The sequence below is a fragment of the Asanoa siamensis genome (assembly GCF_016862555.1).
GTDB classification, from domain to species: domain Bacteria; phylum Actinomycetota; class Actinomycetes; order Mycobacteriales; family Micromonosporaceae; genus Asanoa; species Asanoa siamensis.
Genome location: NZ_BONE01000001.1, coordinates 275,391 through 289,222, shown reverse-complemented (window position 1 = coordinate 289,222; position 13,832 = coordinate 275,391). Strand labels below are relative to the sequence as shown.

Annotated in this window: 15 protein-coding genes; 5 read left to right on the top strand and 10 right to left on the bottom strand. The window is 70.9% G+C overall.

What is annotated here, in order from left to right:
• Both Asi02nite_RS01415 and Asi02nite_RS01410 read right to left on the bottom strand, forming a co-directional pair.
• A partial coding sequence (locus Asi02nite_RS01415; RefSeq protein WP_203710202.1) for a hypothetical protein occupies positions 1-496 on the bottom strand: 496 nt, incomplete at its 3' end.
• Between the two features lie 202 nt (positions 497-698).
• A complete protein-coding gene (locus tag Asi02nite_RS01410) occupies positions 699-1,661 on the bottom strand; it encodes a Gfo/Idh/MocA family protein (RefSeq protein ID WP_203710201.1) in 963 nt (320 codons plus the stop codon).
• A 42-nt stretch (positions 1,662-1,703) separates the two neighbouring features.
• Here Asi02nite_RS01410 and Asi02nite_RS01405 point away from each other — a divergent pair, with 42 nt between their 5' ends.
• A complete protein-coding gene (locus Asi02nite_RS01405) occupies positions 1,704-2,516 on the top strand; it encodes an NUDIX hydrolase (protein WP_203710200.1) in 813 nt (270 codons plus the stop codon).
• Here the strand turns inward: Asi02nite_RS01405 and Asi02nite_RS01400 are convergent.
• The 7 genes from Asi02nite_RS01400 to Asi02nite_RS01375 all read right to left on the bottom strand — a co-directional run bounded on the left by Asi02nite_RS01400 (position 2,503) and on the right by Asi02nite_RS01375 (position 8,861).
• The gene (locus tag Asi02nite_RS01400; protein ID WP_203710199.1) at positions 2,503-4,779 is read right to left on the bottom strand and encodes an ATP-binding cassette domain-containing protein; all 2,277 of its coding nucleotides are present in this window, start codon (positions 4,777-4,779) and stop codon (positions 2,503-2,505) included. The two genes, Asi02nite_RS01405 and Asi02nite_RS01400, sit on opposite strands and share 14 nt — an antisense overlap.
• Before the next feature lie 21 nt (positions 4,780-4,800).
• Entirely contained in the window at positions 4,801-5,583 is a 783-nt protein-coding gene (locus tag Asi02nite_RS01395) for a hypothetical protein (RefSeq protein ID WP_203710198.1), read from the bottom strand.
• A gap of 64 nt (positions 5,584-5,647) precedes the next feature.
• Positions 5,648-5,962, bottom strand: a complete 315-nt coding sequence (locus Asi02nite_RS01390) for a DUF1416 domain-containing protein (RefSeq protein WP_203710235.1) — start codon at positions 5,960-5,962, stop codon at positions 5,648-5,650.
• Positions 5,963-5,967: 5 nt separating this feature from the next.
• Positions 5,968-6,816, bottom strand: a complete 849-nt coding sequence (locus Asi02nite_RS01385; RefSeq protein WP_203710197.1) for a sulfurtransferase — start codon at positions 6,814-6,816, stop codon at positions 5,968-5,970.
• A 156-nt stretch (positions 6,817-6,972) separates the two neighbouring features.
• On the bottom strand, positions 6,973-7,050 hold the full coding sequence (locus Asi02nite_RS42650) for an Ms5788A family Cys-rich leader peptide (protein WP_322791022.1): 78 nt from the start codon (positions 7,048-7,050) through the stop codon (positions 6,973-6,975).
• Between the two features lie 79 nt (positions 7,051-7,129).
• Positions 7,130-7,918, bottom strand: a complete 789-nt coding sequence (locus Asi02nite_RS01380; protein ID WP_203710196.1) for an LmeA family phospholipid-binding protein — start codon at positions 7,916-7,918, stop codon at positions 7,130-7,132.
• Positions 7,919-7,958: 40 nt separating this feature from the next.
• On the bottom strand, positions 7,959-8,861 hold the full coding sequence (locus Asi02nite_RS01375) for a hypothetical protein (protein WP_239126389.1): 903 nt from the start codon (positions 8,859-8,861) through the stop codon (positions 7,959-7,961).
• Between the two features lie 234 nt (positions 8,862-9,095).
• On the opposite strand from Asi02nite_RS01375, the gene Asi02nite_RS01370 reads away from it, so the two are divergent.
• The 3 genes from Asi02nite_RS01370 to mshD all read left to right on the top strand — a co-directional run bounded on the left by Asi02nite_RS01370 (position 9,096) and on the right by mshD (position 11,942).
• Complete coding sequence (locus tag Asi02nite_RS01370) at positions 9,096-9,803, top strand: winged helix-turn-helix transcriptional regulator (protein WP_203710195.1); 708 nt, start codon at positions 9,096-9,098, stop codon at positions 9,801-9,803.
• A 104-nt stretch (positions 9,804-9,907) separates the two neighbouring features.
• Positions 9,908-10,975, top strand: coding sequence for a polysaccharide deacetylase family protein (locus Asi02nite_RS01365; RefSeq protein WP_239126388.1), 1,068 nt, complete (start codon positions 9,908-9,910; stop codon positions 10,973-10,975).
• Positions 10,976-11,003: 28 nt separating this feature from the next.
• On the top strand, positions 11,004-11,942 hold the full coding sequence (gene mshD, locus Asi02nite_RS01360) for a mycothiol synthase (RefSeq protein ID WP_239126387.1): 939 nt from the start codon (positions 11,004-11,006) through the stop codon (positions 11,940-11,942).
• Here the strand turns inward: mshD and Asi02nite_RS01355 are convergent.
• Complete coding sequence (locus Asi02nite_RS01355) at positions 11,931-12,431, bottom strand: anthrone oxygenase family protein (protein ID WP_203710194.1); 501 nt, start codon at positions 12,429-12,431, stop codon at positions 11,931-11,933. The genes mshD and Asi02nite_RS01355 overlap by 12 nt on opposite strands.
• A gap of 258 nt (positions 12,432-12,689) precedes the next feature.
• Here Asi02nite_RS01355 and pstS point away from each other — a divergent pair, with 258 nt between their 5' ends.
• A complete protein-coding gene (gene pstS / locus Asi02nite_RS01350; protein WP_203710193.1) occupies positions 12,690-13,799 on the top strand; it encodes a phosphate ABC transporter substrate-binding protein PstS in 1,110 nt (369 codons plus the stop codon).
• The last annotated feature ends 33 nt before the right edge of the window (positions 13,800-13,832 follow it).

The following is a 13,832-nucleotide window of genomic DNA, read 5'->3' as shown; positions in this document are numbered from 1 at the left end:
AGCGGCGGTCCTTGCGGGCCTGCACCCGTTTCGTGGCCGCCCGGGTCGTCGCGTGCCGTTTGAGTCGGTCCGGCGTCCGTGCGCTGCGGTCCAGGACCTGGTCCTCGCGCGGCGCCCGGCGCCGACGGCCCGTCACCGCGGGATTGGGTGGCGGGTCGGTGAACGAGGCGGACCGCGCCTCGGCGATCCGCTCGGCCTTGAACGCCCGCGCGGCCGCCCGGGCGGCGGAGGCGAGCCGGCGGCTCACCCGGGCCAGGGCTTCCTCGAACACCTCGGCCTTGTTCCGGTCGCGGCTGCCCCGCGGGTACGCCCTGCCCCGGGCACCGGTCTCCGCGACCCGGCCCGCCGACTGGCGCCGGTAGTTCTTCACGTACTTGTCGCGGGCCCGGCGCACCCGCGTGTGCAGTGCGACGAGCTCGTCCTCGTCGAGATCGACCATCTGGTCGGCGGTGGTCTCCCGCACCAGCAACTGTTCGTTCTCGGTCAACGTCCCCATCAACGCCTGCATGACCGACCGCCTCCCCGAAAGCGAACCTTCCCCCATCTTCGCGGCACACGCCCCCGACCGGGGCGTTTCGGGCCGCTTTGCTCTGCACCCATATACGCACCGCAGGTCAGCGTGGGTGGTGCGTATATGGGTGCAGAGCAAAGCGTGCGGAACAGACCCCTGAAGCCGGGGTCACAGAAGGTGATCTTGCTTAGTAGTTGACGCCGATCTGGGCGCGGATCTCGTCCAGGATGCCCATCACCTCGAGGGTGGTGGCGTGTGGGATGAGGGGGCTCTCCAGCAGGCCCTCGGCCAGGCAGCGTTGCACCTCGAGCGCCTCGTACTGGTAGCCGGCGCCTGGGTGTGGGTTGGCCACCTCGATCGGGTCCGTGCCCGGGCGGTGCAGCGTGTAGCGGTCCGCCATGAAGAACGTCGGCAACTCGATCATGCCGGCCGTGCCGCAGATCGTCGTGCGGGTCGGGGTCGTGCCGAGCAGGCCGCAGGTCAGCGTCGCCACCGCGCCCGAGTCGTAGCCGAAGACCATGCCCGTGTTCTCGTCGGTGCCCTCCGGACCGATCTTGGCCCACGACCGGATGTGATCGGGGGCGCCGAGCAGCAGGTGGGCCATCGTGACCGGGTAGACGCCGAGGTCGAGCAGCGCGCCGCCGCCCAGCTCGCGGGCCCGCAGCCGGTGCGTCGACGGGAACGGACCGTAGATGCCGAAGTCCGCCGCGACCGTCGTGACCTCGCCGATCGCGCCGTCGGCGATCAGGTCCAGGACCGCGCGTACGGTCGGGTTGACCCGGGTCCACATGGCTTCCATGAAGAAGACGCCGGCCTCCCGCGCCGCGTCGACGAGCGTGGCCGCGCCGGCCCGGTCGAGCGTGACCGGCTTCTCGCAGAGCACCGCCTTGCCCGCCCGCAGGCAGGTCAGGGCCGCCTCGAGGTGCGCCGAGTGCGGGGTCGCCACGTAGACCACGTCGACCTCGTCGTCGGCGGCCAGCGCCTCCCACGAGCCGTGGGCCCGCGGCACGTCGAAGCGCCCCGCGAACGACTTCGCCGCGTCGACCGAGCGGGAGCCCACCGCGACCAGTTCCGCGCCCGGCGCGTGCGCGAGGTCGGCGGCGAACTTGGCGGCGATCCCGCCGGTCGCGAGGATTCCCCATCTCGTCATGGCAGGGACGCTAGCCGACCTCGCGAAAGATAGGCTCAGCCGGTGGTCGAAGAGTTCACTGTGCCACCCGAGATCGTCGACCACGCGCGACGGTTCTCGGCCGAGGGCCGCACACCCACGACACCCCGCCTGGCCGCCACGGTCCTGCTGTTGAGACCGACCCAGAGCGACGGCTTCGAGGTGTACGTGATCCGCAGGCTCGCCGCGATGGCGTTCGGCGGCATGTACGCGTTCCCGGGCGGCGGCGTCGACCCCGGCGACTCGAGCGCCGACCTCGGCCTCGACGGCAAGAGCCTGGCCGACCGGCTCGACACCGACCAGGCGCGCGCCCAGGCGATCGTCTGCGCGGCCGCCCGCGAGGTGTTCGAGGAGGCCGGCGTGCTGCTGGCCGGTCCGCGCACCGGCGCCGTCGTCGGCGACGTCAGCGGCGACGACTGGGAAGCGGCCCGGCGGGCCCTGGTCGCCCGCGAGATCGGCTTCGCCGAGTTCCTCGAGCAGAGAGATCTCGCGCTGCGGGCCGACCTGCTGGCGCCGTGGAGCCGGTGGATCACGCCGGAGTTCGAGCCGCGCCGGTTCGACACCTACTTCTTCGTCGCCGCGCTGCCGGGCGGCCAGGTGACCCGCGACGTCTCCGGCGAGGCCGACCACACCATGTGGATCAGCCCCGCCGACGGGGTCGCGCGGGCCCAGCGGGGCGAGGTCGCGATGCTGCCGCCCACCGTGATGACGCTCAAGCAGGTCGCCGCGTGCGCCGACATCCCGGCGGTGTTCGCGGCGGCGGCCGGTCGCGAGCCGGCCGTCGCCATCACCCCGACGCTCGACCTGACGGGCGAGCCCCGGTTCACGTACGGCTGAACACCGCCAGGTCGTGCCGCACGGCCTCGGCCGTGTAGGTGTCGGCCTTGAGGAGGTCGGCCGGCGGCCCGGTGAAGAGCACCTCGCCGCCCGCGGTGCCGCCCTCCGGACCGAGGTCGACGATCCAGTCGGCGTTCTTGATGACGTCGAGGTTGTGCTCGATCACGACCACCGAGTTGCCCTGGTTGACCAGCCGGTCGATGATCTCCAACAGGTGCTGGATGTCGGACATGTGCAGGCCGGTGGTCGGCTCGTCCATGACGTACACGGTGCCTGTCTTGTGCAGTTCGGTGGCGAGCTTGATGCGCTGGCACTCGCCGCCCGAGAGCGTGCTCAGCGGCTGGCCGAGCCGCAGGTAGTCGAGCCCCACGTCGTTGACCGCCGACAGGATCGTCCGCAGCTTCTTCTCGGTGAAGAACTCCGCCGCCTCGGCCGCGGTCAGCTCCAGCACGTCCGCGATCGACTTGCCCCGGAGCTGATAGCCCAGCACCTCCTCGGAGAACCGCCGGCCGCGGCACACGTCGCACGGCGACTTGAAGCCCTCCATGAACCCGAGGTCGGTGTAGAGCACCCCGAGCCCCTGGCAGTTGGTGCAGGCACCCTTCGAGTTGAAGCTGAACAGCCCCGCGTTGACACCGTTGGCCTTCGCGAACAGCCGCCGGATGTCGTCCATCAGCCCGGTGTACGTGGCCGGGTTGGACCGGATCGACGCGCCGACGGCCGACTGGTCGATCTCGATCGCGTCGGGGAACGTGCCGAGGAAGACCTCGTTGATCAGCGTGCTCTTCCCGGACCCGGCGACCCCGGTCACGACCGTCAGCACACCGGTCGGGATGTCGACGGTGACGTTCTTGAGGTTGTTGCGGCTCGCGTCGCGGATGGTCAGCGCGCCGGTCGGCGTGCGGGCCTCCTGCTTGAGCGGCAGCGCGTGCTTCATGAACCGGCCGGTCAGCGTCGGCGCCTCGGTCAGCTCCGCGAAGCTGCCGGTGAACACCACCTGGCCACCGTGCGCGCCGGCCTTCGGGCCCATGTCGACGACGTGGTCGGCCACCGCGATCACGTCGCGGTCGTGCTCGACGACCAGCACCGTGTTGCCCTTGTCGCGCAGCTTGACCAGCAGCTCGTTGAGCCGCCGCACGTCGTGGGCGTGCAGGCCGATGCTCGGCTCGTCGAAGACGTACATCATGTCGATCAGGCTGCTGCTCAGGTGCCGGACCATCTTGATCCGCTGGGACTCGCCGCCGGAGAGGCTGGTCGTCTCGCGGTCGAGCCGGATGTAGCCGAGCCCGATGGTGACCAGGTTCTGCACCCGGTCGATCAGGTTCGCCACGATCGGCCCGCCGGCAGGGGGCACGGTGCCGGCCAGCTCCCGCAGCGTGGCCAGCAGCTCGCTCGCCTCCATCGCGAGCAGGTCGGTGATGTGGAAGCCGCCTACCGAAGCGGCCAGCGCGGCCGGGGAGAGGCGGCCGCCCTGGCACAGCGGGCAGGTGCCGGCGGTGACGAAGCGCAGGAGGGACGCCTTGTTGCGCTCGGACATCGCGCCGATGTCCTTTTTGATGTAGAGCCGGGTGAACTTGTCGACCAGGCCCTCGTACGTCGTGTTGATCTTCCCGCCCTGCCACTCCACCGGCACCTTGCCCGTGCCGTGCAGGAGGACCGACATCTCCTCGTCGGTGTAGTCGCGCAGCGGCTTGTCGCCGTCGAACCAGCCCGACATCAGGTAGGTGCTCAGGTACCAGCCGCCGACCGCGAAGTCGGGATGCAGCACCGCGCCCTCGTTGAGCGACTTCGACCGGTCGAGCAGCTTGTCGAGGTCGAGGGTGGTGACGCGGCCGAGCCCCTCGCACTCGGGGCACATGCCCTGCGGGTCGTTGAAGGAGAACGCGTTGGAGTAACCGACGTACGGCTGCCCGACGCGCGAGAAGAGCAGCCGGATCAGCGGGTTGATGTCGGTGATCGTGCCGACCGTGGAGCGGGAACTGCCGCCCAGGCGCTTCTGGTCGACGATGATCGCCGCCGACAGGTTGTCGATCGAGTCGACGTCGGGCTGCCCGTAGCTCGGCAGGAAGTTGCGGGCGAACGCGGTGAACGTCTCGTTGAGCTGCCGCTGCGCCTCGGCGGCGATCGTGTCGAAGACCAGTGACGACTTGCCCGAGCCCGAAACACCGGTGAACACGGTGATCTGGCGCTTCGGGATCCGGACGGTGACGTCCTTGAGGTTGTTTTCGCGGGCTCCGGTGATCTCAATATGGTCGCTCAGCACCCGTACACTGTACGGAACGCGTCAACAGAGTTTCGTCACGAAGACCCGGGCCGCGCCGCCATCGCCCGGAACGACCGCGACCGCCTCGTCGGCACCGCGCCGGTAGGCATAGACCTTGTCGGTCGCGAGGACCTCGCGGCCCTGGTCGAGCGCGCCCGCCCGGGCCGGCGTCGCCGTGATGCGACCGGACGCGGAAGCCGTGTTGGCCTTGGCACCGCCCGGACACCCGACGACCGCGAACTGCTCCTGGTCGACCGACGCCGCGCCGAGCGCGGTCAGGATCCGCTCCGGCGCCCGCGTCGGCCCGCCGTAGAGATCGTCGATGGCCACGTCGTGGGGCCGGCAGCCGGTCGTGGCCGTCACCTGCACCTCGCCCGGGGCGATCAACTTGCCGCGCACCGTGACGAACTCGCCGGCGTCGGCGCGCAGCGAGCGGCCGTCGGCGCTGACCTCGACCGCGTACGCCGCGGGAAAACCGCCCGCCAGCCGCCGCAGCAGCCCGTCGTCGCCGGCGCCGGTGAAGAAGCGCACCATGCCGGTCGCGGTCGCACCCGAGCGCATCGGGGTGATCCGGCAGCCCTCCTGGATCGCGACGGGCGGGATCACCGGCACCGTGTCGTCGCCCGCCTGGCTCATCGCGTGCCCGAGCGCCGTCTCGATGACCGGCAGCGCCTCGGCCAGCGTCCGCTGCTCGCGCACGGTCGGTGCGTCGGTGCGGTGGGAGACGACGCCCAGCCCGCCCAGCACGAGGGCCCAGGCGGCGAGGCCGCCGAACACCCAGAGTCGTCGGCGGGTCGCGGTCACCGGCCCATGGTGACACGACGGCGCCCCGGCCGATGACCGGGGCGCCGCGTGTTACGACAGGGGGTCAGCCGACGCGTACGCCGGTCTCCGTCACGCCGCGGACGGCCGTGACCGTGGTGTCGCCGTTGCCGTGCCGGGACAGGGCCCGCAGCGTCCAGGTGCCGGGCGCCGCGAAGAAGCGGAACTGGCCGGCCGGCGAGGTGACGACCTCGGCGGCGAACTCACCGGTCGCGTCGAGCAGGCGCACGTAGGCGCCACCGACCACCGCGCCGTCGGTCGCCGTGACGATGCCGGTTATCACCGTCTCCTTCTCGAGGTCGACGCTGGCCGGCAACGGGGCGGCCTGGTCGGGTGCCGCGCAACTCTGGTCGACGGTCATGGTGGTCACGCCTTCCCCGGCTCGTCGCCGAGCGCGACCGGCACGCCGACGAGCGAGCCGTACTCGGTCCAGGAGCCGTCGTAGTTCTTCACGCTGGAGTGGCCGAGCAGCTCCTTGAGCACGAACCAGGTGTGCGACGAGCGCTCGCCGATCCGGCAGTAGGCGATCGTCTCCTTGCTGTCGTCGAGCCCGGCGGCCGCGTAGATCGCGCGCAGCTCGTCGTCGGACTTGAACGTGCCGTCCTCGTTGGCCGCCTTGGACCACGGCACCGACACCGCGGTCGGGATGTGCCCACCGCGCTGCGCCTGCTCCTGCGGGAGGTGGGCCGGGGCGAGGAGACGACCCGCGTATTCATCAGGTGAGCGGACGTCGACCAGGTTCTTGGTGCCGATCGCCTTGACGACCTCGTCGCGGAACGCACGGATCGCGGTGTCGGGCTCCTGCGCGGTGTAGGTGGTCTGCTCGCGCGCGGCGACGTCCTTGACCAGCGGGCGGGCGTCCAGCTCCCACTTCTTGCGGCCGCCGTCGAGCAGCTTCACGTCGCCGTGGCCGTAGAGCTTGAAGTACCAGTACGCGTACGCGGCGAACCAGTTGTTGTTGCCGCCGTAGAGCACCACGGTGTCGTCGTTGCCGATGCCGCGGGCCGAGAGCAGCGCCTCGAACTGCTCCTTGTTGACGAAGTCACGGCGGATCGGGTCCTGCAGGTCGGTCTTCCAGTCCAGCTTGATCGCGCCGGGCAGGTGGCCACCCTCGTAGGCGCTGGTGTCCTCGTCGACCTCGACGAAGACGACGCCGGGGGCGCCGAGGTTCTTCTCGGCCCAGTCGGCCGAAACGAGTGCGGTGTCGCGACTCATCAGTTCACTCCTGTGTGTGAGCGGAGATGGTGGTGAGTCAGCGCGCGGGTTCGTGGATGTCCGTCGCTCCACGCGCGCGACCCAAGGATTAGGGATCACGGGTACGAGCGACGGCGGCACTGCCGGACGGATGTAGGGAGCCTCAGCTTGCCGCCGTCAGATGACGGGGCAACACAGGCAGGTGGCCACGCGGCACAGGTCGACCGCGCGCCGTTTGGTGAGGAGCGTCCCCATGGGTACGAAGGCTACCAGCAGGGGAAGGCGAGGTCACCGAGCTGACCACCATCCGGGAGCCGCCGGCGGGTGACCCGGCTCACGAGGTGATCGGCACCTGGGTGGCGGTCGCCGCGACGGCCAGCCCTTCCGAGGTGGGCGTGACCTGCTTGAGCTCCATGTTGAAGGGCAGCGCCGGCACATCGAAGGAGATCGAGGTGCGCTGGATGAAGTTCCTGACGACCTCCTGGGCCAGCGGCACGGCCGGCAGGCCCTCGGCGTTGGCGTCCTTGAGCTGGATCTTGATCCGGCGGCCCTCGACCGACAGCTCGGCCGTGCCGTGGACCGTGAACCGCTGGTTGATCACGGGCACCTCGACCGGCGCGGTGACCTGCAGCTTGCCCTCGCGCTCGGCGAGCTGGAGACCTTCCTGGTTGATCAGCTTGGTGACCTCGGCGTAGCCGATCGTCGCGTTGCCGTCGACGGTCTTGGCGACGACCTCGCCCTGGCCGGTGCGCAGGGTGTCGATCGAGGCAGTGACGTCGCGCGCCACGAGGTCGAGCCGGGGCAGGGTGACGACGTTTCCGTTGACGTCGCCCTGCACGTCCGGCAGGCCGATCGTGATCTCCTTGTATTCGCCCGCCACGACCTGCGTGAGGAACGGGAAGCCGCCGACGGACACCTCGGGCGTCCCGGCCTGCACGTTCTGCGCGGCGACGTTCTGGCTGACCTGCTCGGCGATCTTCTTCTCGGCGAAGTTCGCGGCCACCCGGTCACCCACGACCAGGATTCCGGCGACGATGACCAGCAGCACCAGGAGCGCGATCAGCACGCGCCGCCCGCGGCGCCGGCGTGGGCGGGTTTCCTCGGCGTAGTAGGTGGTCGTCACCGTTCCTCCTCGTTGTCGGTTACCTCCTTACCCCAACGGGTCAAGTCAGGAACAACACCGTCATCACGTACGCGGCCGGCGCGGCGATGGCGAAGCCGGCCAGCGGACCCTGCATGTGCCGGGCGACCCAGAGCGTCGGGGGGTCCCCGGCCATCTGCCGACCCACCTCGGCCCAGTCGGCGGCCAGGTCGGCCAGCACGGCGACGGTCGCGGTGACCAGGCCGACCATGGCGGCACTGCTGGGGCTGAAGGTGTAGAGGTAGGAGCCGATGACGGCGCTGAGCAGCGTGCCGACCATCGCGCCGAGGATGACGCCGGCCGCGCCCCGGGGCACCTGCGGCGCGAGCCGGGGCTTCGGGTAGACCGCGTCCAGCAGCCGGGCGACCATCAGCGCGACCGCGCTCGCCACGACGCTCAGGAAGATCACCTGGGTGCCCAGCGGGATCCGGCTCAGCACGATCAGCGACGCGATGGCGACCACGCCGACGACCAGCAGCAGGGTGGCCCGCAGCGACTCGCTGATCTGGCGGCGGTCGTCGGGCCGGACGGCCTGGGCGGCCACGGCGGCCACGACGCCGACCAGCGCGATGAGGGCCAGCATGCCCAGCCCGGGCTCGCCGCCGCCCATCGCCGAGAAGTCGCTCCAGCCGGCCACCGCCAGGCAGATGCCGCCCATCACCAGCGGCACGGGCGGGCGGGTGGCCATCAGCCAGGCCAGCACGTAGAGCACCTGGACGCCGGCCAGCACGAGGGCGAACGGACCGCGGGCGCCCGGGCTGGTCGACTGGGCGCCGAAGATCAGGCCGACGCCGACCAGGCCCGCGAACACCGCGATGGCCACGGACAGCGCCGGCCGGACCGGCGTGACCTCTATCTCGTCGAGATCGTCGTCGGTGGCGGCGTCGGCGTCGGCCGTGGCGTCCGGGGAGCCTGAGGGGAACACGGCTCCGATCGTGCCAGACCGGCCCCGACCCGTGCCGACGGCGGTTCTCGATCAACCGAATGAACGCACGGCCACCGGGCGGTTACGGCGGTCTCATCGGTTAAGCTCGTTTCGACTCGCGGAGGGCGTTTACGCAGGCGTAACACGGCTGAGCGAGGCTGGCACCACCCCGTCAGCGAAGCCGGGTTCCCCGCCGCGGCCACCGCGCCGCGTTAAGACGGAGGTGACTGACGCGTGGAGATCCTGCTGTTGGTGAGCGCCCGCGCCGGCGAGCCGTCGAGCGTGCTCTCCGCGCTCGACCTGCTCCCGCACTCGGTCCGCACCGCCCCGCGCGACGTGCGCACCCTGGTCAGCGGTCCCAGCCCCGACGCCGTGCTGGTCGACGCCCGCTCCGAGCTGTCCGAGGCCAGGGCCACCTGTCGCATGCTGCACGCCACCGGCCTCGGTGTCCCGCTGCTCGCCGTGGTCACCGAGGCGGGCCTGATCGCGCTCAACGCCGACTGGGGCGTCGACGACGTGATCCTGGCCAGCGCGGGCCCGGCCGAGGTCGAGGCCCGGCTGCGGCTGGCGGTCGGCCGGCTGACCAACGCCACGAACGCCGCCAACGGGCTGATCCGGGCCGGTGAGCTCTCGATCGACCCCGACACCTACGCGGCCAAGCTCAAGGGCCGCCCGCTCGACCTGACCTACAAGGAGTTCGAGCTGCTCAAGTTCCTCGCCCAGCACCCGGGCCGGGTGTTCACCCGCGACCAGTTGCTGCGCGAGGTCTGGGGCTACGACTACTTCGGCGGCACCCGCACGGTCGACGTGCACGTGCGGCGGCTGCGGGCCAAGCTCGGCTCCGAGTACGAGTCGATGATCGGCACCGTCCGCCAGGTCGGCTACAAGTTCGTCACGCCGCCCACGCGCTCCCTGCCCGACAACGAGCTGATGCCGGTCTAGCGTCCCGCGCGTCCCGCGAAAGGCCACCCCGTAACCTCGGGGTGGCCTTCCTCGTTTGTCCTATTTCGCCACATTAAACACGAATAATCCATACGCTGGCGAACGTGAAGATCGGAGCGACCACCCGGACCATCGCGATCGTCACGGTCATCGTCTCGGCGATCCTCGGCAGCTCGAACCTGCTCGGCGACTCCGCCCCGGACGACCGGGACCCGCCGGCCCGTTCGGCCGCGCGGGTCGACGACAGGCCGGGCTCGGGCGGCTACGACCCCGACGCGGTACGCGGTAACCGGCACCGCGGCAGCGCTGATGACCGCCCCGCGCCACGCGCGACGCCGTCGAGCGGTGCGCGAGGCCGGCAGCAGGCGGACGGCGAGCCGGCGCCGCAGGCGGACTCCGCGCCGAAGCCCGACGTGCCGGGTGGTGTCCCGCCGCAGCAGGCCGGGCCGCCGCTGCCGGCCTTCTTCAACCAGCAGGTCGTCGTCGGGCCCGGCAAGCCGCCGCTGCTGCCCGACAAGGAAGGACCGTTCGGCAGCCGGCTGACGACCGGGACGCTGCAGGTCGCGCTCACCTTCGACGACGGCCCGGACCCGAAGTACACCCCCGAGGTGCTCGGCCTGCTCGACGAGTACGGCGTGAAGGCGACGTTCTGCCTCGTCGGCGAGATGGCGGCGCAGTTCCCGGACCTCGTACGCGAGATCGTCGACAAGGGCCACACGCTCTGCAACCACACCTGGAACCACGACGTCGAGCTCGGCACGAAGACCAAGGCGGTGATCCGGTCGGACCTGGCGCGCACCAACGACGCCATCCACGCCGCGGTGCCCGACGCCAAGATCTCCTACTTCCGGCACCCGGGCGGCGCCTGGACCCAGGCGGCCGTCGACGTGGCCAAGGAGTTCGGCATGTCGTCGCTGCACTGGACGGTGGACACCCAGGACTGGACCAAGCCCGGTGCGAAGGTCATCGAGAAGACGCTCGCCACCGACACCGCGCTCGGCTCGATCGTGCTCATGCACGACGCCGGCGGCGAGCGCGAGGGCACGGTGACCGCGCTCAAGGCGATCCTGCCCGAGCTGGAGAAGCGGTTCGCGCTCGCGGCGCTGCCGCCCGGCGTCGACGAGCCCCGGCTGCACGGCCGCGACCTGCCCCTGCACCGCGGCCAGCGCTAGCGACCCCGGGTGGGGCTACCGTGATCACGTGACCAACGTGATCCGCGTCGATCGGCTCGACCGTCTGGACGCCGGCGACGTCGCCGCGGTGCTCGCGCTGGCGGCGCTGGCCGGGGACGCCGACGGCACGTACCCGTTCTCTGAGCACGTCGTGCTGCACATCCGGCGCGGCGGCGAGCAGGCCGCCGTGCACCTGCGGGTCCGCGACGACGACGGCACGCTGGTCGGCTACGCGCACGTCGACACGACCGACGTGGTCGAGGGCGCGGCCGCGGAGCTCGTGGTGCACCCGGAGCACCGCCGGCACGGGCTCGGGCGCGCGCTGGTCGACGCGGCCATCGCCGCCACCACCGCGGCCGGCCTGCGGTCGCTGCGACTCTGGTCCCACGGCGACCACCCGCCCGCCGCCGAGCTCGCGGTGGACCTCGGCTTCGAGCGCACCCGGGTGCTGTTCCAGATGCGCCGCTCGCTGTTCGCGCCGCTGCCCGACCGCGAGCTGCCGCCGGGGGTCACCCTGCGCGCCTTCGAGCCGGGCCGTGACGAGCAGGAGTGGGTACGCGTCAACGCCCGCGCCTTCGCCCACCACCCCGACCAGGGCCGCTGGACGATCGACGACCTGCGGATCCGGATGGCGGAGCCGTGGTTCGACCCGGCGGGGTTCCTGCTGGCGGTCGACTCGGACACCGGCGCGATGCTCGGCTTCCACTGGACCAAGGTGCACGGCAGGGGCGGGCACCAGCACGATCCGATCGGCGAGGTGTACGTGGTCGGGGTGGACCCGGCCGCGCACGGTCGCGGTCTGGGTGGCGCGCTGACGGTCGCCGGGCTGCGCTACCTGCGCGGGGCCGGGCTGGACCAGGCGATGCTCTACGTCGACGAGTCCAACGCGCCCGCGGTGCGGCTCTACACGGGGCTGGGTTTCGCCGTCTGGTCGACGGACGTGAGCTACCGGCGGTCATGGGAGTGACCGGCCGTATTCAGCCAGCGCCCCGAGCAGGCTGAGGAACGCCGCCAGGCACAGCCACGTGCGCACGTGGTTCCAGCGCACCCAGGTCGCCTCGAACGCGACGCGTACCGGATGTGGGTCGGTCATCTTCGCGGGGTCGCCGTCGGCCACCAGCGCGTTGTTGAGCGGCACGTTGACCCGGAACGTGATGCCGAGCTGCACCGCGTAGAGGACGGCCGCCGCGGTGATCCACCAGACGGTCGGCTCGCCGGCGTTCAGGCCCAGCGCGACGAGCGTGAACAGCAGCGCGCCGCCGAACGAGAACGCGAACAGGCCATTGAGGATCTTGATGTTGATCTCGCGCATCGCGGTGACGAAGGTGCGGTCGTCGGTGGCGGCGAGGCCGCGCATCACCGCGACGTCGAACGTGTAGAAGAGGCCGGCGGCCAGGCCCGTGGCCAGCGCCGCGAGAGCGAGGAAGCCACCACGTACGGTCAGCAGTTCGGTCATGTGAGTCAGTCTCGTGGCCGCCGCGCGCCGTTGACCATCGCTGATCCGCTCGCGCGCATGCGCCATCGTCTTCGGCCGGTTCACGGAATCGACATCCATGGCTCAGCAGGTGGCCACGTTCACGGCCGGAGCTGTTCACCGCGCGTTCACTCGGGCCGGGTGAGTCGGCTACCTACTGCTCCTAGCTTCGCTGGTAGCCCCGGGGGCAGCACGCGTCCGGGCCTGACCGAGAAATCGTTTCGAAGGGATATCCCTCAGGTGAAGCTCCAGCGGCACGGCACCATCGCCTGTCTCGCTCTGACCGCGGCCCTCGCGCTCAGCGCGTGTGGCTCGGACAACGAGGCGCCCAGCTCGCCGGGCGCGAGCGGCGGCGCGACCACCGCGGCGGCCGACTGCGCTACGGGCACGCTCAACGCGTTCGGCTCGTCCGCGCAGAAGAACGCCGTTGACGAGTGGCGCAAGGCCTACCAGCAGCTCTGCACCGGCACCACCATCAACTACGAGCCCAACGGCTCGGGTGCCGGCATCCAGTCCTTCATCGCCAAGACCGCGGACTTCGCGGGCTCGGACTCGGCGCTCAAGGAAGACGAGCAGCCGAAGGCCGACGCGCGTTGCGGCTCCGGCCCGGCGATCCACCTCCCCATGGTGATCGGCCCGGTCGCCGTCGCCTACAACCTGCCCGGCGTCGACGGCCTGCAGCTCAAGCCCGACACCCTGGCGAAGATCTTCGCGGGCACCATCAAGAAGTGGGACGACCCGGCGATCAAGGCCGACAACGCGAGCGCCACGCTCCCGTCGACCAACATCCAGACCGTGCACCGGTCGGACGAGTCGGGCACGACCGACAACTTCACCAACTACCTGAGCACCGTCGCCGCGGCCGACTGGACCTTCGGCAAGGGCAAGGCGTGGAAGGCCCCGGGCGGCACCGGTTCCAAGGGCTCCGACGGCGTCGCCGGCTCGGTGAAGCAGGCCGAGGGCACGATCGGCTACATGGAGTGGTCGTACGCGGAGAACGGCGGCCTGTCCAAGGCCAAGATCGCGAACGGCGCCGGTGAGTTCACCGAGCTGACCGCCGAGGCGGCCGGCAAGACCATCGCGGGCGCCGAGGTCACCGGCACCGGCGACGACCTGAAGATGAAGATCGACTACGCGACCAAGGCCGCGGGTGCCTACCCGATCGTCCTGGTCACCTACGAGATCGTCTGCAGCAAGGGCACCCCGGCCGACAAGCTCGCGCTGGTCAAGGGCTTCCTGAACTACGCGGCCAGCACCGACGGCCAGAGCTCGCTGACCGAACTGGGCTACGCGCCGCTGCCGACCGAGGTGCAGACCAAGGTCCAGGCATCGATCAAGAACCTCGCCTGAGCGACTTAGGCACCTAGGAACCTCAACCGAACC